Here is a 17,806-nt window from a genome sequence, read left to right as displayed (position 1 = left end):
TCGTCTATCCACGAGAGCTCTCTCGCATGTCTATTACCTGTTCGAATCTGTCATTTTCGTGGCCCGATGAAACGCCGCTGTTCACCGACCTGTCGTTCACCATCGGCGACGGCCGCACCGGGCTCGTCGCACCCAACGGCGCGGGAAAGAGCACGCTGCTCAAGCTGATTGCCGGCGAATACCGCCCCACCGCAGGCACGATCACCGTCGACGGTGCCATCGGATACCTGCCGCAGACGCTGCCGTTCGTCGCGGACCGAAGCGTGGCCGACGTGCTCGGTGTGGCCGAGATCCTGGATGCGCTGAAGGCGTTGGAGGCGGGCGACGCCGGCGACGACATCTTCGCCACCATTGGCGACGAGTGGGACATCGAAGAGCGCACGCGAGCCCAACTCGATCGTCTTGGCTTGGGCCACATCGGTTTTGACCGCCGGCTCGGGTCGCTGTCCGGGGGTGAGGTGGTTTCTCTTGGTCTGGCCGCACAGTTGCTCAACCGGCCAGAGGTGTTGCTGCTCGACGAGCCGACCAACAACCTTGACGTCGATGCGCGTCACCGACTCTACGACGCGCTCGACGACTACGCGGGCGCTCTGCTGCTCGTCAGCCACGACCGTGTGCTGCTCGACCGGATGGACCGCATCGCCGAGCTGTATCGCGGTGAAATGTTGTTCTACGGAGGCAATTTCACCTCCTACCGGCAGACCGTCGCTGAGACGCAACAGGCCGCCGAGGCCAACCTGCGCAACGCCGAGCAGCAACTGAAACGCGAAAAGCGTCAACGGCAGGAGGCCCGCGAGCGCGCAGCCCGCCGATCGAGCACCGCGGCCCGCAACATCAAGGACGCCGGCCTGCCGAAGATCGTCGCGGGAGCGATGAAGCGCAGCGCCCAGGAGTCGGCCGGTCGCTCCGATGACGTACACGAGAAACGGGTGAACCAGGCGCGGGCACAGCTCGACGACGCCGAGCGCGCTCTTCGCGACGACGACACCATCGTGCTCGATCTGCCGGGAACCAATGTGCCTGCGGGGCGCACCGTGTTTCGCGCGGAGGGGATTCGCCTCTGCCGCGGCGACCGAAAGCTGTTCGCCGACAACGGCATCGAGTTGAGCATCCGCGGCCCCGAACGCATCGCCTTGACGGGTGCGAACGGCGCGGGCAAGTCGACGCTACTGCGCGTCATCAGCGGCGACGTCCAGCCGGACGCCGGTACGGTGCAGCGCGCCGACGGCCGCGTCGCGTACCTCTCGCAGCGGCTGGATCTGCTCGACCCGAATGACACCGTCGCGCAGAGTCTGGCCGCGTACGCGCCAAGCCTGACCCACACCCGCCGCATGCATCTGCTGGCTCAGTTCCTGTTCACCGGCAGTCGAATTCATTTGCCCGTCGCGGCGCTGTCGGGCGGTGAACGGCTGCGTGCCACGTTGGCCTGCGTGCTGTATGCCGAGCCGGCGCCGCAGTTACTGCTGCTCGACGAGCCGACGAACAACCTGGACCTCGCCAGCGTCGCCCAGCTCGAGGCCGCGCTCAACGCCTATGAAGGTGCATTCATTGTCGTCAGTCACGACGAACGGTTTCTCGCCGACATCGGAATCGAGCGTCGGCTCCGGCTCTCGGAGGGCCGGTTGGAGCCGATATAGCGGACCGGCAGCTACCGCGGGCACGGTAAATTTGTGGTCATGCCGATCCCACCCGACCAGAGCCCCTACGGGTCGCAGACGGTGATGGGCCCTGGCTGGCCGAACGTCGACGAGGACATGCTGGCCGCCGCGGCCGCAAAGTTCGAGGCGCTGGCCGCCAAGATCACCGGCTCGATCGTGCCCCAGCAGCAGAGCCAGCTGATGAAGCTGTCCGACGTCTGGGAGGGCGCAGGATCGCTGGCCGCCACGGGTGAGGCCACGACGATCATCGGCGGCCACGAGGCCAACGCCGCTCACGCCGCAGCCGTCGCGGGCAAGCTGCGCGCCATGGAAGCCACCGTCGTCAAGGCGAAGATGTTGGCCAACGCGATCGCCCAAGAAGTCCAGCACGAATGCGAGGCGCTCTCGGCGATGCCTTTCAGCAACACTCAGGAGCTGGTGCAGGGCCGCATCAAGATGGGGCTGTCGCAGAACATCGCCAACATGACCGCCCACACGACCGAACTGGCCAACACGCTCGGCGTGCCCCCGAGCATTCCTCTCGCCGGCGTCGCCCCGTCCGTGCCAGGCGAAAAACAAGCCAAGGACACCACTGAAGAGGCCGCGAAACAAGCCGGCGGCGGATCCCAGCAGGCGATGCAGATGATGAGCCAGATGGGATCGATGGCGACTCAGCTCCCGATGCAACTCGGCCAGGCGGTCATGGCCGTGCCTCAGCAGATGGGTCAGCAGTTGCAACAGTTGGCGCAGCCGCTGCAACAGTTGACCTCGATGTTCGGCTCCGGCGGTAAGGCCGATTCGCTTGGCGCCGCGGGCATGCCGTTCTCCTCGTTCTCCAACCATCCGCTGGCAGGTGGCTCCGGTGCGGGCGGCGGGTCGGGCCTGACGAAGGCGGCGTCGCTGCCCGGTGCAGGCGGAAGTCCGCTGCAGACGCCGCAGATGGCCAATCTCGTCGGCACCAAGTCGGTGAGCACAGCTCCGCAGGAGGGCGCGGCAGCGGGAACCACTGCCACCGGCGGCGTCGCCCCGGCGGCCGCCGGTGTCGGTATGGGCGGTATGGGCGGCATGGGCATGATGGGCCAGCGCGGCGAAAGTGGCGGCACCGCAGCAAGTTTGGCGATGCCCCCGCCGCTCGAATACGACCTTGCCGAGGACGATGTCGACGATGATTGGTGAGGTAAATGACTGACCCGCTCCGAAAACCAGACGGCCTGAGTTGGGATCCGGCGACGGTTGAGCTGCCCGACATCCCGATGATCCCGGCGGGGCAGGACGCGCTGAGCGCGACGATCTCGGCCGTGCTTCCGACACTGGCCGCACCGCTGGCGGCGAATGTCGCGACGCTGCAGGCCAAAGAGGGCATGTTCGCCGGCAAGCTCGGCGTCGCGCAGGCGGCGTACCAAGGTTCCGACGACGCGGGCTCGCAATCCGTCGGCCAGGTGGTCGGCATGCTCGGACAACTCGGCCAGCAAGCCGGCCAGATGGGACAGATGGCCGGCGCGCCCGGGCAGATGCTCGGCGGTCAGACCGGCATGTTCGGGCAGCTGATGCAGCAGGCCATGCAGGGTGCGAAAGCCGGTGGCGGCGGCGCATTCGCGGGCTCGTTCGGCGGTCAGGAGGGCGGCGGGGCCGGCGGTGTAGCCGGCGGTGGTGCCCCGACCCCGGCGGGTGCGGGCGGGCCAACGCCGACGCGCGACGATGCCGTCGACGCCAAAGACGACCGACCAACCCAGCACGAGCCTCAGCGCGAGGCGTTGCACCGCGCCGAGACCAACGACCACGCCGCGGCCGGACCCTCAGAACACGGCCCGGCACCGGTGAAGTCGCCCGAGCACCAAACTCACCGTGAGGATCTCGGCCGCAACCTCTAGCAGCGATCGGCCTGCGCTGCCGCGCCCGCGGCCGCGCGCTTCATCCCTATCGAGTCCAGGCGGGCTGATATCTCGTTGAGCGCCGCCGCGTCGCGTGCAGTCACCGCTCTGGCATAGTCGAGCGCCAAACCGCCTAGCACACAGTCGATTTCGCCGGTGATCCGTGCGATGGCGTCGGCCGCGCGCAGGTCGCCGAGCCGCGCGGCGTCGAAGTGGGCCCGCAGTGCGATCGCCCATTGGCCGCCGCGCTCGGCCGCTTTGGCAGCGTCGCGCGCGGCGGCGACCGCCCCGTGCTCGTCGCGTCGGGCGAACAACGTCCACGCCCGCGCCAACGCCAGCTCCGGCGCGAACAACATCGACTTCAAGCCATGTCGAGACTCGGCCCGCGACAAGATCTTTCCCGCCTCGACGGTCTCGCCGAGCTGACCGAGCGCCTGCGCCAACAACATCCATGCCAGCGGGCCCCACGAATACCCCGTCGGCGCCAACGCAGCAGCGGCCTCCCGCAGCAGCGACACCGCCGACTCCAGTTCACCCTTGGCGATCAGCACGTCGGCTACCAACACCTCACCGATCGCGCGGCCCGGCTGCTGCATCTGCGCGAAGTCGGTGAGCTGCTGGCTCAGTGCCTGCGCGCGGTCCAGTTCGCCGGCCATCACCAACGCCGTCGTCTGCCCGAACCCGCTGGTGAACCGCAGCAGACCCGGATGTCCGGCGGCGATCGCGCGCTCGGCCAGCGCGTCGACCTCACCGAAGCGGCCCATCCGCGCCGAGCTCAAAGCCGCTGCGGCCGCCGCCCATCCGACTGCGGTGTCGTCGGCGGCAGGCGAGGCCAGCACCTCGTCGGCGATCTGCTTGGCGCGGCTGGGACTGCCCGCGTTCATCGCGAACGTCGCCGACAGCGCGTCGAGAGTCGTCTGCGCCTCCGGCGTCGACACCCGGCCCCGGGTGGTCTGCAGAAATGCGGTCGCCCGCTCCGGTTCGCTCAGCATCCAGAACTGATTGGCCGCGCGGGGCAGCGCCCACGCCATCAGCTCGGTCTCCGACAGCGTCGCCGGATCCACGTCGGCCAGCACGGCATCGGCGTCCATGCCGTTGCCCTGCCAGGCCAGCGCATAGGCCAACGTCAGCCGAACCGACAACTCCGGAGACCGGGCGACCGCGGCGCGGCCCAGGTGCTCGCTGAGCTCGAGGTCACCGAGCCGCAGCGCGTCCTCGGCCGCAGCGGCCAGGTCGGCCACCGGCTGCGGGCTGTCGCTGTCGAGCGCAAGCATCGCGAACCGCAGCCGATCGACGACACCGCTCGATGGCGTCAGCGCGTTCACCACCTCGGTGCGCACGCGACGCAGCTCGGGTCCGCCCATCGCATCGCGAACCGCGTCGACGAACAGCGGATGCGCCGGCCGCGCGACTTCTCCCTCGATTATGATCGCGCCCGCCGCCTCCGCGGCGTCGAGATCGCCTGCAAGCGCGGAGATGTCCGCGACCGGCAGTGGGTCGGCGACAGCCAGATACTCCAGCACCCGGTGGGCCGGCTCCGGCAGCGCCGCGACGAACTGTTCGACAAGCGTGGCCTGTCTGCTGTCGTCGTGTCCGGGTGGGTCGATGTCTACCCTCGCGAGCAGGTCATCACGCCACAAGGCCGAAACCTCGTCAGCGACAGCACCATTCGGAGCGACGGTGACGATCAGCTTCACCGCGCCACTGACCGCCAACTGGTAGACGAGCGCGGCGGACAGCTTGTCCAGCAGATGCGCATCGTCGACGATCAGCAGCCTGCCGTCACTCAGCGACTCCCGCGCCGCCGACAGCACGGCCGCCGTCTTGCCCGTGTCGGGCACGTCGATCAGGTGGTTGAACGCGGCGAACGGGACAGCGGGCGCTGTGCCGATGATCCAGTCGATGCGGTCGAATTGCGACGCCGACCGGTCTGCCGCCGCGCGGGCCAACCACGTCTTGCCGACACCGGCGGAACCGATGAGCACCGCGCCGGCCTGCTCTCGAAGACCCGTCTCGATCGATTCCAGTGCCGGTTCGGTCGGCGTGGTCACCCACTCAACAGGCACCGCCGGAGACTATCGCTAGCGTTGTCCGCGTGTCCCAAGAACCCGACCGCCAATGGGCGGTCTGTGTGTACTGCGCGTCCGGGCCGACGCATCCCGACCTGTTGGCCCTGGCCGCCGAGGTAGGAGAAGCGGTCGCCGATCGCGGCTGGACGTTGGTGTCCGGCGGCGGCAACGTCTCGGCCATGGGTGCGCTGGCGAGCGCGGCGCGCGCCCGCGGCGGCCGAACCGTCGGCGTCATCCCGAAGGCGCTGGTGCACCGGGAGGTGGCCGACACCGAGGCCGACGAACTCGTCGTCACCGACACCATGCGCGAACGCAAGCAGATCATGGAGGACCGCGCCGACGCGTTCATCGCGCTGCCCGGCGGCATCGGCACCCTCGAGGAATTCTTCGAGGCCTGGACAGCGGGCTATTTGGGTATGCATGACAAGCCGGTGGTCATGCTCGATCCGATCGGGCATTACGACGGGCTGCTGGCCTGGCTGCACGGGCTGGTCGACAGCGGTTATGTCGCCGAAGGTGCGCTGGATCGGCTGGTTGTGGTGAACGACGTGGGCGCTGCGATGGCGGCGTGCGCGCCGACCCGGTGACAACGGTCACTAGGGTGTGCGACAACAAAACAGTGGAGGGGACGTATCGCCCATGAGCGACCAGAAGTCGGGGACTCGCAGCAGCGTCGGGCTGCTCGACATCGCCAGCCAAGTGCCGGGTCTGTTGATGGACCTACCGACCATCTTGAGCGGTGTGGTCACCGGCTTCGGGGCCCGCCCCACCGCCAAGACCTCGATCGGCCGAGTGTTCCAGGAACGTGCCGCCCGCTACGGCGACAAGGTGTTTCTGCGGTTCGAGGACCGCGACATCACCTACCGGGAGGCCAACGAGACGGCCAACCGATACGCCGCGGTGCTGGCCGCCCGCGGTGTCGGCCACGGCGACGTCGTCGGCATCATGCTTCGCAACTCGCCCGAACCCGTGCTTCTGATGCTTGCCGCGGTCAAGTGCGGCGCGATCTCCGGCATGCTGAATTACCACCAGCGCGGTGACGTCCTCAAGCACAGCCTGGGGCTGCTGTCGGCCAAAGTGATCGTCGCCGACCCCGAATTCGCCGACCCGATTCAGGAATGTGGCGCCGACACCGAAGGTCTCGTGACACTCGACGAGTTCGACCGTCTCGCCGAAACGGCGCCGACCGGGAACCCGGCCACGGCATCGGCCGTCCTCGCCAAGGACAAGGCGTTCTACATCTTCACGTCGGGCACCACCGGCATGCCGAAAGCCAGTGTGATGACCCACTATCGGTGGCTGCGCGCGCTCGCGGGGTTCGGTGGCCTGGGAATGCGGTTGAACAGCAACGACACCCTGTACTGCTGTCTGCCGCTTTACCACAACAACGCGCTGACGGTCGCGCTGTCTGCGGTCCTCAACGGCGGATCGACGCTGGCGCTGGGTAAGTCGTTCTCGGCGTCGAAGTTCTGGGACGACATCATCCGCTACAAGGCGACCGCGTTCGTCTACATCGGTGAGATCTGCGCGTATCTGCTCAACCAGCCCGAGAAGGACACCGACCGCAAGCACAAGGTGCGGGTCATCGCGGGAAACGGTCTGCGCCCGGCGATTTGGGACGAGTTCACCAACCGGTTCGGAATCGACCGGGTGTGTGAGTTCTACGCTGCCAGTGAGGGCAACACGGCGTTCGTCAACGTGCTCAACGTCGACAAGACGACAGGCATCTGCCCGACGCCAGTGGCGTTCGTCGAATACGACTCGGAGACAGGCGATCCGGTGCGCGACGACAAAGGCCGCGTCAAGAAGGTCCGCAATGGCGAACCCGGTCTGCTGCTGTCGAAGGTCAGCAGCTTCCAGCCGTTCGACGGCTACACCGACAAGGACGAGTCCGAGAAGAAGCTGGTGCGCAACGCCTTCAAAGAGGGCGATGTGTGGTTCAACACCGGCGATCTGATGCGCTCGCAGGGCTTCGGGCATGCGGCGTTCACCGACCGGCTCGGCGACACGTTCCGGTGGAAGGGGGAGAACGTCGCCACCACCGAGGTGGAGGCTGCGATCTCCACCGACCCGCAGGTCGAGGAGGCGACGGTGTTCGGCGTCGAGGTCGAGGGCGCGGGCGGGAAAGCGGGCATGGCGGCGATTCAGCTCAAGGAGGGCGAGGAGTTCGACGGCAAGGCGCTGGCGAAGGCGGCCTACGAGCGGCTGCCCGGCTATGCGGTGCCGTTGTTCGTCCGCGTCGTCAAGGAACTGGCGCACACGTCGACGTTCAAGAGCCAGAAGGTCGACCTCCGCAAGGAGGGATACGGCGGCAACACCGGCGAGGGCGACGAAGAGGCCGACAAGATCGAGGATCCGATCTACGTGCTGGCAGGCCGCGACGAGGGTTACGTCGAGTTCTACGACGAATACCCCAAAGAGGTCGCCGACGGAAAGAAGCCCAAGAACTAGCGATTTCGGTGCGCTAATCCACGCTGAGCGACGGTGAGCGCGCCGAAATCACAGGCCCGTAGCCTGGAAGGCGTGTTGTCGACGTTCCTGGGCCGTCCGGTGGCAGGCGATCGCGCCTTGATCATGGCGATCGTCAACCGCACACCGGACTCGTTCTACGACCGCGGCGCGACGTTCACCGACGAGGCGGCCAAGGCCGCGGCGCACCGGGTGATCGAAGAAGGCGCCGACGTCGTTGATGTGGGCGGCGTCAAGGCAGGCCCAGGCGGGCCGGTCGAGATCGACGAGGAGATCGCCCGCGTCGTGCCGTTCATCGAGTGGCTGCGCGACACCTTCCCCAACCAGCTGATCAGCGTCGACACCTGGCGCTCCGAGGTGGCCAAGCAGGCCTGCGCGGCGGGTGCTGACCTGATCAACGACACCTGGGGCGGCCACGACCAGGCGCTGCCGGAGGTCGCAGCGGAGTTCAACGCCGGCCTGGTGTGCTCGCATACCGGCGGTGCGACGCCACGCACCCGGCCGTTCCGCGTCAACTACGGCATCACCGAACGCGGCGTCGTCGACGACGTGATCGCCGAGGTGACCGCTGCCGCCGAGCGCGCGGTGGCCGCCGGGGTGGCCAAAGACGCCGTGCTGATCGACCCGACCCACGATTTCGGCAAGAACACTTATCACGGTCTTAGTTTGTTGCGCCAGGTGAAAGAGCTTGTAAAAACTGGATGGCCGGTCCTGATGGCACTGAGCAACAAGGATTTCGTCGGGGAAACTCTGGGTGTGGGTCTGACCGAACGCCTGGAGGGCACCCTGGCCGCGACCGCGCTGGCCGCGGCGGACGGGGCTGCCATGTTCCGCGTGCACGAAGTCGGTCCCACACGGCGCGTACTGGAAATGGTCGCGTCGATTCAGGGCGTGCGTCCGCCCACGCGCACGGTTAGGGGACTGGCATGACACTCACACCAGAACTGCCGGGAACGGATGTCGTCACCGGCAGATGGTTGACCGACCACAGTTGGAACCGGCCGTCGTGGACCATCGACGAACTGGTGGCCGCCAAGCGCGGACGCACCATCTCGGTGGTGCTGCCCGCCCTCAACGAGGAAGACACCGTCGGCAGCGTCGTCGAGACCATCACCCCGCTGCTGGGCGGGCTGGTCGACGAGCTGATCGTGCTCGACTCCGGCTCCACCGACGACACCGAGATCAGGGCCGTCGCGGCCGGTGCGCGGGTGGTCAGCCGCGAGGTCGCGCTGCCCGAAGTCGAGCCGCAGCCCGGCAAGGGTGAGGTGCTGTGGCGGTCTCTTGCCGCTACCACCGGCGACATCATCGTGTTCGTGGACTCCGATCTGATCGACCCCGACCCGATGTTCGTGCCCAAGCTGCTCGGCCCGCTGCTGACCACGGACGGCGTTCATCTGGTCAAGGGCTTCTACCGCAGGCCGCTGAAGGTGAGCGGCAGCGAGGACGCCAACGGCGGCGGCCGGGTCACCGAGCTTGTCGCGCGCCCGCTGCTGGCGTCGCTTCGGCCGGAGTTGAGCTGCCTGCTGCAGCCCCTTGGCGGCGAATACGCGGGCACTCGCGAGCTGCTGACGTCGGTGCCGTTCGCCCCTGGCTACGGCGTAGAGATCGGGCTGTTGATCGACACCTACGACCGCCTCGGCCTGGACGCGATCGCGCAGGTCAACTTGGGCGTACGTACCCATCGCAACCGGCCGCTGACCGAACTCGCGTCGATGAGTCGCCAGGTCATCGCCACCCTGCTGTCGCGCTGCGGCGTGCCGGACTCAGGCGTCGCGCTGACGCAGTTCTTCGCCGACGGCGACGACTACACGCCGCGGACTTCGTCGGTATCGCTGGCCGACCGCCCGCCGATGATCACGCTGCGCCCACGCGGCTAATTGACCTGACCGCCTCGGCGGCGGAGGATCAGCGTTTATGTGGGGGAAGCACAGGCGGTAGCGACGTGACGGTCGACGTCGAGTACGCCCGTCGGGGGGACATCTGCATCGCCTACCAGGCGATCGGTGATGGTCCCGTCGACATCATCTTTGGTGCGGGTCTGGTGTCGCACCTGGATCTCATGTGGGCCGATCCGTATGCGACCGACTTCCTTCGCCGGTTGTCGTCGATGGGGCGCCTGCTGCTGTTCGACAAGCCCGGCACTGGCCTTTCCGATCCGGTGGCGGGCGTTCCGACGGTGCAACAGCGCGCGGACGACTTTCTCGCGGTGCTCGATGCCGCCGATTCCAAGCGCGCTGTGGTCATCGGGAATTCAGAGGCAGCCACACCGGCGATGCTGCTCGCCGCGACGCACCCTGAGCGTGTCGAGGCGCTGATTTCGATGTGTGGTGTGCCTCGGGTCGTGCCGGGAAAGGATTACCTCCCAGGCAGTGAGGCCCGATTTGATCGGCTGTGGGCGAATATGCGCCATTGCAGCGAACATTGGGGCGACGGTGCTTTTTTCCACACGCTGTCCCCGTATGCGCGAGAGAGCGCCGTGTATCGCAGGTTGGCCCCGAATGTGGAGCGTGCCTGCGCGAGCCCCGGCATGGCGCGGGTGATCATCAATTCGTATTGGGACTACGACGTCACGGGCGCAACCGACGCCGTCGACGTGCCGACGCTGGTGATCCACCGAACCGACGACATCATGCCAATCGAGGGCGCGCGGTGGGCCGCTGATGCGATCGCCGGCGCGAAGATGCTTGAACTGCCGGGGGACGAGCACATGTGCTTCTTCAACGGCGACGACATCCTCGCCGGTATCGAAGAGTTCATCGGCGGCAGGGCACCCCGCGGGCCCATCTCACGCAAGCTCGTCACCGTGCTCTACACCGACATCGTGGGCTCAACCGCGCGGGCGGTGGCCATGGGTGACGAGACGTGGTCGACGCTTTTGGGCGTGCACCATGGCGCGGTGCGGGATGCAGTCGAACGTCACGACGGCACACTCATCAAGACGATGGGCGACGGCGTACTCGCCACCTTCGATCGGCCGACACTCGCGGTCCGGTGCGCGCTGACGATCTCGCGGCATGCCAGCGATGAAGGTGTCGAAGTGCGGGCCGGCGTGCACGCGGGCGAGTGCGAGGTCACCAACGATGACATCAGCGGCGTCGCCGCCCACATCGGGTCTCGCATCATGGCACTGGCCGGCCCGGGCGAGGTCCTGGTGTCCGCGACCGTGCGGGACCTGGTGTTCGGCTCGGGCGTCGAATTCGAAGAGCGCGGCGAGCACGAATTGAAGGGCGTGCCCGGCAGATGGGCAGTCCATTCCGTGGTGGCCGACCGCCGCGACGATCAGCGGCCTGCCGCCCAGGCCACCCCCGAGCAGGCGGCGCTGACCCCGTCGCCGGTCGCGACGATGAAGCCGGCGGATCGGGCGTTGGTCCAGGTGGCGAACCGGGCGCCCAAGCTGAGTCGGCTCACGCTGCGCACGCTCAGCCGCCGTCCCCGCTCGAAACCGGCCTGATCCGGCGACCGGTTTGTCAGGCCCGTCGGGCAGTATCGATACGTGACCTTGGTTCTGCTGTATCTGGTTGTGCTGATCCTGGTGGCTGTCGTGCTGTTCGGCCTCGGCAGCGTGTTGTTCGGCCGTGGCGAGCCGTTGCCGCCGCTGCCCGCCGCCACCACCGCCACCGTGTTGCCCGCGTCGGGTGTCACCGGTTCCGACGTCGATGCCGTCAAGTTCACCCAGACCCTGCGCGGCTACAAAACCAGCGAGGTCGACTGGGTACTCGACCGGCTCGGCCAGGAACTCGACCTGCTGCGGGGTCAGCTCGCCGCGGTGCGTGCGGCCAACGGCCTCGACGATGAAACAGAGGATGCCGATGAACGCGCCGAGGGGCCGGCGCATGCGCTACCCAACGGCGAGGAAGACTCGTGACCGTTGTCGAAGACGGCCGCACCCGCTGCGGTTGGATCGACCAAAGTCGTTTGGCCCCAGACGATTTCGTCCTCTACCGCGACTACCATGACACCGAGTGGGGGCAGCCGCTGCGGGATTCTGCGGCCCTGTTCGAGCGGATCAGTCTCGAAGCCTTCCAGAGTGGCCTGTCGTGGCTGATCATCTTGCGCAAGCGGGAGAACTTCCGTCGCGCGTTCCACGAGTTCGACGCCGAGCGCGTCGCCCGCTACACGAAGCGCGACATCGACCGGTTGATGGCCGATGCCGGCATCGTGCGCAACCGCGCGAAGATCGAAGCCACCATCGCCAACGCGCGCGCGGTAGCCGACCTCTCCGACGGCGGAGTGGATCTCGGCGAATTGCTGTGGTCATTCGCACCACCGGCTCGGCCAAGACCGGCCGACCTTTCCGCCGTGCCCGCTGTGACACCGGAATCCACCGCGATGGCCAAGGAATTGAAGCGCCGCGGCTTCCGATTCGTCGGACCGACGACGGCCTACGCGTTGATGCAAGCCACCGGAATGGTCGACGACCACACCGTCGATTGCTGGGTTCCGGCCATCAAAGCCGCATCGTAATGACGGTCTTAGCCGGGTCTTTGCACACCGATCGCTGCCGATAGGGAACAATGGGAGAAGATCTGGACGCCCGACGACGGGCCGGCTCATGTGGAGGGAGCACTCGATGGCGGCGATGAAGCCCCGGACCGGAGACGGTCCACTGGAAGCAACCAAGGAGGGGCGCGGCATCGTGATGCGGGTACCACTGGAAGGCGGCGGGCGACTCGTCGTCGAACTGACCCCTGACGAAGCGGCCGCCCTCGGCGACGAACTCAAGGGCGTCACCAGCTCCTAAGAAGACACCTTCCGGTAGATCTCCAACGTCTGTTCGGCGATATGCGCCCAGGAGAATTCCTGGATACAGCGCTGCCGTCCAGCCTGGCCATACTGGCGGGCCCTCTCCGGGTCGGCCACCAGCGAGTTGACCGCCTCGGCCAGCCGCCGCTCGAAAGATGTCGGGTCACTCGCCTCGTAGTGCACCAGCAGACCGGTCTGACGATCGGCGACCACCTCCGGGATGCCGCCAACATCGGAGGCCACCACCGCCGTCGCGCAGGCCATTGCCTCCAGGTTCACGATGCCCAACGGTTCGTACACCGACGGACACACGAAAACCGTTGCTGCTGAGAGTATTTCGCGAATCTTGCCGATCGGCAACATTTCCCGGACCCAGAACACGCCGCTGCGGACGCGCGCCAGCTCCTGCACCGCGGTCGTCACCTCGGCCGCGATCTCAGGGGTGTCCGGCGCGCCCGCGCACAACACCAACTGAATCTCGGGTGCGAAGTGATGGACGGCCGCGATCAGATGCGCGACCCCCTTCTGCCGGGTGATCCGCCCGACGAACGCCACGATCGGACGGGTGCGGTCGACGCCCAGCTCCCGCAGCACCGAGTCGTCGGCCTCCGATTCGGCGGGGTACCAGACATCAGTGTCGATCCCGTTGCGCACCACGTGGACCCGGTTGGGGTCCAGCGCCGGATACGTATGCAGCACGTCGTCACGCATGCCCGAACTGACCGCGATCACGGCGTCGGCGGCTTCGACCGCGGTCTTCTCCACCCACGACGACACCCGGTAGCCGCCGCCAAGCTGTTCGGCCTTCCACGGCCGCATCGGTTCAAGCGAATGCGCGGTCAGCACGTGCGGGATGCCGTACAACAGGGCGGCCAGGTGTCCGGCCAGCCCGGTGTACCACGTGTGCGAATGCACGACGGTGGCGTTCGACGCGCCGTTGACCATGTTGAGGTCGGCCGACAGTGTCGACAGCGCAGCGTTGGCGCCCTTGAGAGCAGGGTCGGGTTGCGCGACGACGACCCCGGGCCGGGGCGCGCCCATGCAGTGCACGTCGACCTCACACAGGTGGCGCAGTTGCGCGACGAGTTCGGTGACGTGCACCCCCGCGCCGCCGTAGACCTCGGGCGGATACTCCCGAGTCATCATCGCCACCCGCATAGTCACGACCGTAATAGCTGTCGGAGGTTTATTCGACCGCCAAAACGCCAAATACCTTGACTGCCAGAACGGATGACTGCCAGAACCGATCAATAGCACGCAATGGCTGGCAGCCGCGTGCACCTGCGGATAGGTTTGAATCATGAGGGAGTTGCCACACGTCCTTGGCATCGTCCTGGCAGGCGGCGAAGGCAAGCGGCTGTACCCGTTGACGGCCGATCGGGCCAAGCCGGCCGTTCCCTTCGGCGGCGCGTACCGGCTGATCGATTTTGTGCTGTCGAATCTCGTGAACGCGCGGTACCTGCGGATCTGCGTGCTGACCCAGTACAAGTCGCATTCGCTGGACCGCCACATCTCGCAGAACTGGCGGCTGTCAGGGCTTGCCGGCGAATACATCACCCCGGTGCCAGCGCAGCAGCGGCTCGGCCCGCGGTGGTACACCGGCTCGGCCGACGCGATCTATCAGTCGCTGAACCTGATCTACGACGAGGATCCCGACTACATCATCATTTTCGGTGCGGACCACGTGTACCGGATGGATCCCGAGCAGATGCTCCAGTTCCACATCGAGAGCGGCGCGGGAGCGACGGTGGCCGGAATCCGGGTGCCGCGCGCCGAGGCAAGCGCGTTCGGTTGCATCGACAGCGACGAGTCCGGTCGCATCCGCGGATTCATCGAGAAGCCTGCCGACCCCCCTGGCACACCCGACGAGCCCGAGCAGACCTTCGTCTCGATGGGCAACTACATCTTCACCACCAAGGTGCTCATCGACGCCATCCGCGCCGATGCCGACGACGACGACTCCGACCACGACATGGGCGGCGACATCATCCCGCGTCTGGTCAGCGACGGCATGGCCGCGGTGTACGACTTCAACAACAACGAAGTGCCCGGAGCCACCGAACGCGACCACGGCTACTGGCGCGACGTCGGCACGCTCGACGCGTTCTACGACGCCCACATGGACCTGGTGTCCGTGCATCCGGTGTTCAACCTCTACAACAAGCGCTGGCCCATCCGCGGCGAGTCCGAGAACCTGGCGCCCGCAAAATTCGTCAACGGCGGCTCGGCGCAGGAGTCGGTCGTCGGTGCCGGCAGCATCATTTCGGCTGCGTCCGTACGCAATTCGGTCCTGTCGTCCAACGTGGTCGTCGACGACGGCGCGATCGTCGAGGGCAGCGTGATCATGCCGGGCACCCGCATCGGTCGGGGCGCAGTGGTGCGCCACGCGATCCTCGACAAGAACGTCGTGGTGGGCCCGGGTGAGATGGTCGGCGTCGATCTGGAGAAGGACCGCGAGCGGTTTGCGATCAGCGCCGGTGGAGTGGTCGCGGTCGGTAAGGGCGTCTGGATCTAGCCCGCGTTTCGGCTCCTCGGCGCGGCCGAGCGCGGTGGCCGACCACGCATGTGGTCGCGGACGCGACTCATGATGTCGCCGAGGGTGTCCACGTCCTGCTCGGTAAGTGAGCCGTAGAGGAGGTCACGTACGACCTCGATGTGGCCGGGCAAGACCTTGGCGACGCGCGCTCGGCCCGCCTTGGTGATGGCGACGACGGTGGAGCGCTTGTCGCGGGTGCTGACTTCGCGCGCGATGAGCCCCGCTTTTTCGAGTATCCCGGCCTGATGGGTCAGCCCGCTGCGGCTGTAGACCACACCGTCGGCTAGTTCAGTCATCGTGAGCGGCCGGTCGGCGTCGACCAATTTGGCCAGTACCTCGAACTGCACGTAACTGAGCCCGCCCTCGGCCTGCAACTGCTCTTGAACGGCATACTGCAGCAAGCTCGCCGCCTCGGTCAGGGCGAAGTAGGTGCGCATCTGGGCAGGCTCAAGGCCGTCAGCCATGCCGTCATCCTAATGCTTCAATATCGAAGCGTCTGGAACCGTTGCGGCACAGCCAATCTCAATTGGTGAACTGCGCGACGAGCGCTTGCAGACGCTCCGAGTCATGGTCAGCGCGTAGTCGGCCGGTCCGGCCGAGGGTGACCAGGCCATGCAGCGCGGCCCAGAACACTTCGGTGAGAGTGTCGGCGTCTTGTGTATCGGCGACGAGCGCGACCGCTCGGTGCAACTCGGCGAAAGCCGCGGTCAGCTCGGGCGGTGTCGCGTCGGCGGCGAAGCGCAAGCTGGTCGCGCGGGTGAACATCGCGTCGTAGACGGCGGGATTGTCGCGGGCGAAGTCGAGATACGCGCGCGCAATCCGGCTCAGCGCGCCGTCGGCCGCCCCGCCGCCCGCACCCCGAATCACCTCGGCGAGCTCGCCGAAACCCTCGATGGCGATGGCGTCGGCGATTTGGTCCATGCCTTGAAAGTGCTTGTACAGGACGGGCTGGCTGTACTCGATTTCGGTGGACAGCCGGCGGGTCGTGACGGCGTCCCACCCCTCAGCCTCGGCCAATGTGCGCGCCGTTGTGATGATCAGCTGCCGGCGGGCTTCGCGTTCCCGGACCCGGCGGTCCTCAATGGCCATGCCGCACGATAGCACCGCTAGAGGTGCTATCGCTGCTATTGACGCGCCGGCGAAACACGGTTAGCGTTGCTAGCGCTAGCGCTGCTAGCACTTATCAGAGGAGATCCGGAATGGACATAGAGCTCATCACCCGGGCCGGCGCACTGATCGCGGTGCTCGCAACCGCGGTCGTGTACGGCACCGACGTCTTCTGCGCAGCCGTGCTGCGACCGGCCTTGGCGTCGATCGACGACAACGCCCTGGTCGCCGTCATGGGCAGCGTGCATCGCTACGGCGACCGGCGCATGCCGGTTCCTGGCGTGCTCGGGGTCATCGCCGCCGCGACGAGCGTGGTGGCGGCCGCCGTCACCGCGCATTGGGCGCAGACGATCGTGGCGGGCGCCGCCGTGGTCGCGTTGTTGGTCTGGCTTGTGCTCTACACACGTATGAGCGCACCGATCAATCGTCAACTGACACAGGCTGCCGGCACCGGCATGGTGTTGCCGAACGGGCGTGCGCTGCAGGCGAAGTGGGACCGCGTCATCGACGCTCGCGCGGTGTTGCAAGGCCTCGCAGTTACTGCTCTTTGCCTGGTGCTCGTGATATGACACGGGGAGAACCGCATCCGATGTTTCAGCTCAGGACCTACACCCTGCGGTCGCCGGAAGCTCTGCACCAGTACGCAACCGTTCACTGGGCCCGACACCTGGAAACGTTCAAGGCATTCGGCGTCACCACCGTTGGGGTGTGGACCGAGCGCAGCGCCGCCGCATATCGACTCGTCGCGCTCATCCGTTTTCCATCGGGCGCCGACACTGAGCAGCTGACCCGGCGCATCATGAGCAGCCCGGAGTTTGCCGCCGACATGGCCGGCTTCGACGTCGACGAAATCACCAACGTTGACGCGGAACTGCTTGACCCGACAGCGTTTTCACCGATTCATTAGCGAAACCCCAGGAGTGCTCGACATGACCACCACCATCATCGGCTACGCGCTCGCCGGACTGATCGCTGCGGCCATCATCTTCATCGGCGCACGATTTCTCGTCGCACCGCGCGTTGCCGCAGCCGGCTACGGTGTTCTTCCAGATCTGCATGAGCCCGCGGCAGGCGCGTACTTGAGTGTCAAGGGTGTGCGCGACATTGCGTCGGGGCTGTTCGTCATCATCCTGATGGCTGCGGGCGCCACCCATCTGGTCGGCTTGGTGATACTGGCCGCCACCGTCATCCCGCTCGCAGACGCGGCGATCGTGCTACGCAACGGCGGCTCCAAAGCCATCGCATGGGGAGTCCACGGCGTCACCGCTGCCGTCATGCTCATCACCGCTGCGCTACTGCTGACCTGACGCGACGGCACCTCCGTCGCCGCACTGTGACGACCGTCACGCGCATTCGGGGATTGCTTCGACTTCG

19 protein-coding genes are annotated in these 17,806 nt (G+C 66.8%); 15 read left to right on the top strand and 4 right to left on the bottom strand.

Annotated elements, in window-relative coordinates:
• The first annotated feature begins 26 nt into the window (after nt 1–26).
• The 3 genes from abc-f to GGC64_RS32295 are packed head-to-tail and all read left to right on the top strand — an operon-like array spanning nt 27 to nt 3,508.
• The gene (gene abc-f, locus GGC64_RS32305) at nt 27–1,637 is read left to right on the top strand and encodes a ribosomal protection-like ABC-F family protein (RefSeq protein WP_192726687.1); all 1,611 of its coding nucleotides are present in this window, start codon (nt 27–29) and stop codon (nt 1,635–1,637) included.
• A 39-nt stretch (nt 1,638–1,676) separates the two neighbouring features.
• Nucleotides 1,677–2,813 (top strand): hypothetical protein, encoded by a 1,137-nt coding sequence (locus GGC64_RS32300; RefSeq protein ID WP_192726686.1) that lies wholly within the window; start codon nt 1,677–1,679, stop codon nt 2,811–2,813.
• Between the two features lie 5 nt (nt 2,814–2,818).
• Nucleotides 2,819–3,508 (top strand): hypothetical protein, encoded by a 690-nt coding sequence (locus tag GGC64_RS32295; protein ID WP_192726685.1) that lies wholly within the window; start codon nt 2,819–2,821, stop codon nt 3,506–3,508.
• Here the strand turns inward: GGC64_RS32295 and GGC64_RS32290 are convergent.
• Nucleotides 3,505–5,574, bottom strand: a complete 2,070-nt coding sequence (locus GGC64_RS32290; RefSeq protein ID WP_192726684.1) for an AAA family ATPase — start codon at nt 5,572–5,574, stop codon at nt 3,505–3,507. The genes GGC64_RS32295 and GGC64_RS32290 overlap by 4 nt on opposite strands.
• Nucleotides 5,575–5,603: 29 nt before the next feature.
• Here GGC64_RS32290 and GGC64_RS32285 point away from each other — a divergent pair, with 29 nt between their 5' ends.
• The 8 genes from GGC64_RS32285 (at nt 5,604) to GGC64_RS32250 (ending at nt 12,787) form a co-directional block, all read left to right on the top strand.
• Nucleotides 5,604–6,164 carry a TIGR00730 family Rossman fold protein gene (locus GGC64_RS32285; RefSeq protein ID WP_192726683.1) on the top strand — a complete coding sequence of 187 codons (561 nt, stop codon included), beginning with the start codon at nt 5,604–5,606 and terminating at the stop codon, nt 6,162–6,164.
• A 52-nt stretch (nt 6,165–6,216) separates the two neighbouring features.
• Nucleotides 6,217–8,028, top strand: coding sequence for a long-chain-acyl-CoA synthetase FadD6 (gene fadD6, locus GGC64_RS32280; protein ID WP_192726682.1), 1,812 nt, complete (start codon nt 6,217–6,219; stop codon nt 8,026–8,028).
• A 123-nt stretch (nt 8,029–8,151) separates the two neighbouring features.
• Nucleotides 8,152–8,976 carry a dihydropteroate synthase gene (folP, locus tag GGC64_RS32275; RefSeq protein ID WP_225952809.1) on the top strand — a complete coding sequence of 275 codons (825 nt, stop codon included), beginning with the start codon at nt 8,152–8,154 and terminating at the stop codon, nt 8,974–8,976.
• Nucleotides 8,973–9,923: a glucosyl-3-phosphoglycerate synthase gene (locus GGC64_RS32270; protein WP_192726681.1), complete on the top strand. Its 951-nt coding sequence runs from the start codon at nt 8,973–8,975 to the stop codon at nt 9,921–9,923. Before folP ends, GGC64_RS32270 begins: the two co-directional genes overlap by 4 nt.
• A 65-nt stretch (nt 9,924–9,988) precedes the next feature.
• Nucleotides 9,989–11,497 carry an adenylate/guanylate cyclase domain-containing protein gene (locus GGC64_RS35430; protein WP_192726680.1) on the top strand — a complete coding sequence of 503 codons (1,509 nt, stop codon included), beginning with the start codon at nt 9,989–9,991 and terminating at the stop codon, nt 11,495–11,497.
• Nucleotides 11,498–11,539: 42 nt separating this feature from the next.
• On the top strand, nt 11,540–11,911 hold the full coding sequence (locus GGC64_RS32260; protein ID WP_192726679.1) for a DivIVA domain-containing protein: 372 nt from the start codon (nt 11,540–11,542) through the stop codon (nt 11,909–11,911).
• A complete protein-coding gene (locus GGC64_RS32255) occupies nt 11,908–12,510 on the top strand; it encodes a DNA-3-methyladenine glycosylase I (RefSeq protein WP_370582462.1) in 603 nt (200 codons plus the stop codon). Before GGC64_RS32260 ends, GGC64_RS32255 begins: the two co-directional genes overlap by 4 nt.
• Before the next feature lie 106 nt (nt 12,511–12,616).
• Nucleotides 12,617–12,787 (top strand): DUF3117 domain-containing protein, encoded by a 171-nt coding sequence (locus GGC64_RS32250; protein WP_018598966.1) that lies wholly within the window; start codon nt 12,617–12,619, stop codon nt 12,785–12,787.
• Here GGC64_RS32250 and glgA read toward each other — a convergent pair.
• The gene (gene glgA, locus GGC64_RS32245) at nt 12,784–13,947 is read right to left on the bottom strand and encodes a glycogen synthase (protein ID WP_192726678.1); all 1,164 of its coding nucleotides are present in this window, start codon (nt 13,945–13,947) and stop codon (nt 12,784–12,786) included. The two genes, GGC64_RS32250 and glgA, sit on opposite strands and share 4 nt — an antisense overlap.
• A 142-nt stretch (nt 13,948–14,089) precedes the next feature.
• Here glgA and glgC point away from each other — a divergent pair, with 142 nt between their 5' ends.
• Nucleotides 14,090–15,304 carry a glucose-1-phosphate adenylyltransferase gene (glgC, locus tag GGC64_RS32240; RefSeq protein WP_192726677.1) on the top strand — a complete coding sequence of 405 codons (1,215 nt, stop codon included), beginning with the start codon at nt 14,090–14,092 and terminating at the stop codon, nt 15,302–15,304.
• Here glgC and GGC64_RS32235 read toward each other — a convergent pair.
• Together GGC64_RS32235 and GGC64_RS32230 are read right to left on the bottom strand one after the other, a co-directional pair.
• The gene (locus tag GGC64_RS32235) at nt 15,301–15,789 is read right to left on the bottom strand and encodes a MarR family winged helix-turn-helix transcriptional regulator (RefSeq protein WP_192726676.1); all 489 of its coding nucleotides are present in this window, start codon (nt 15,787–15,789) and stop codon (nt 15,301–15,303) included. The two genes, glgC and GGC64_RS32235, sit on opposite strands and share 4 nt — an antisense overlap.
• Nucleotides 15,790–15,847: 58 nt before the next feature.
• Nucleotides 15,848–16,414, bottom strand: coding sequence for a TetR/AcrR family transcriptional regulator (locus GGC64_RS32230; protein WP_192726675.1), 567 nt, complete (start codon nt 16,412–16,414; stop codon nt 15,848–15,850).
• 110 nt (nt 16,415–16,524) lie between these two features.
• On the opposite strand from GGC64_RS32230, the gene GGC64_RS32225 reads away from it, so the two are divergent.
• Genes GGC64_RS32225 through GGC64_RS32215 form a run of 3 tightly spaced genes read left to right on the top strand, consistent with a single transcriptional unit; the run spans nt 16,525 to nt 17,739 of the window.
• Nucleotides 16,525–17,001, top strand: a complete 477-nt coding sequence (locus GGC64_RS32225) for a DUF1772 domain-containing protein (RefSeq protein WP_192726674.1) — start codon at nt 16,525–16,527, stop codon at nt 16,999–17,001.
• Nucleotides 17,002–17,021: 20 nt separating this feature from the next.
• Nucleotides 17,022–17,339 (top strand): NIPSNAP family protein, encoded by a 318-nt coding sequence (locus tag GGC64_RS32220; protein ID WP_192726673.1) that lies wholly within the window; start codon nt 17,022–17,024, stop codon nt 17,337–17,339.
• Between the two features lie 22 nt (nt 17,340–17,361).
• Nucleotides 17,362–17,739: a DUF4267 domain-containing protein gene (locus GGC64_RS32215; RefSeq protein WP_192726672.1), complete on the top strand. Its 378-nt coding sequence runs from the start codon at nt 17,362–17,364 to the stop codon at nt 17,737–17,739.
• The last annotated feature ends 67 nt before the right edge of the window (nt 17,740–17,806 follow it).

Source organism: Mycobacterium sp. OAS707, from assembly GCF_014873705.1.
GTDB lineage: Bacteria > Actinomycetota > Actinomycetes > Mycobacteriales > Mycobacteriaceae > Mycobacterium.
The sequence above is the reverse complement of the archived record's forward strand: the minus strand, read 5'-3'. Positions and strand labels throughout refer to the sequence as shown.

Excerpts from the sequence above, each read along its gene's own strand:
- folP (WP_225952809.1), top strand. The coding sequence starts at position 8,152 with ATGGCGATCGTCAACCGCACACCGGACTCGTTCTACGACCGCGGCGCG.
- GGC64_RS32270 (WP_192726681.1), top strand. The coding sequence starts at position 8,973 with ATGACACTCACACCAGAACTGCCGGGAACGGATGTCGTCACCGGCAGA.
- GGC64_RS32300 (WP_192726686.1), top strand. The coding sequence starts at position 1,677 with ATGCCGATCCCACCCGACCAGAGCCCCTACGGGTCGCAGACGGTGATG.
- glgC (WP_192726677.1), top strand. The coding sequence starts at position 14,090 with ATGAGGGAGTTGCCACACGTCCTTGGCATCGTCCTGGCAGGCGGCGAA.
- glgA (WP_192726678.1), bottom strand. The coding sequence starts at position 13,947 with ATGCGGGTGGCGATGATGACTCGGGAGTATCCGCCCGAGGTCTACGGC.
- GGC64_RS32225 (WP_192726674.1), top strand. The coding sequence starts at position 16,525 with ATGGACATAGAGCTCATCACCCGGGCCGGCGCACTGATCGCGGTGCTC.
- GGC64_RS32250 (WP_018598966.1), top strand. The coding sequence starts at position 12,617 with ATGGCGGCGATGAAGCCCCGGACCGGAGACGGTCCACTGGAAGCAACC.
- abc-f (WP_192726687.1), top strand. The coding sequence starts at position 27 with ATGTCTATTACCTGTTCGAATCTGTCATTTTCGTGGCCCGATGAAACG.
- GGC64_RS32230 (WP_192726675.1), bottom strand. The coding sequence starts at position 16,414 with ATGGCCATTGAGGACCGCCGGGTCCGGGAACGCGAAGCCCGCCGGCAG.
- GGC64_RS32295 (WP_192726685.1), top strand. The coding sequence starts at position 2,819 with ATGACTGACCCGCTCCGAAAACCAGACGGCCTGAGTTGGGATCCGGCG.
- GGC64_RS32215 (WP_192726672.1), top strand. The coding sequence starts at position 17,362 with ATGACCACCACCATCATCGGCTACGCGCTCGCCGGACTGATCGCTGCG.
- GGC64_RS32235 (WP_192726676.1), bottom strand. The coding sequence starts at position 15,789 with ATGGCTGACGGCCTTGAGCCTGCCCAGATGCGCACCTACTTCGCCCTG.
- GGC64_RS32220 (WP_192726673.1), top strand. The coding sequence starts at position 17,022 with ATGTTTCAGCTCAGGACCTACACCCTGCGGTCGCCGGAAGCTCTGCAC.
- fadD6 (WP_192726682.1), top strand. The coding sequence starts at position 6,217 with ATGAGCGACCAGAAGTCGGGGACTCGCAGCAGCGTCGGGCTGCTCGAC.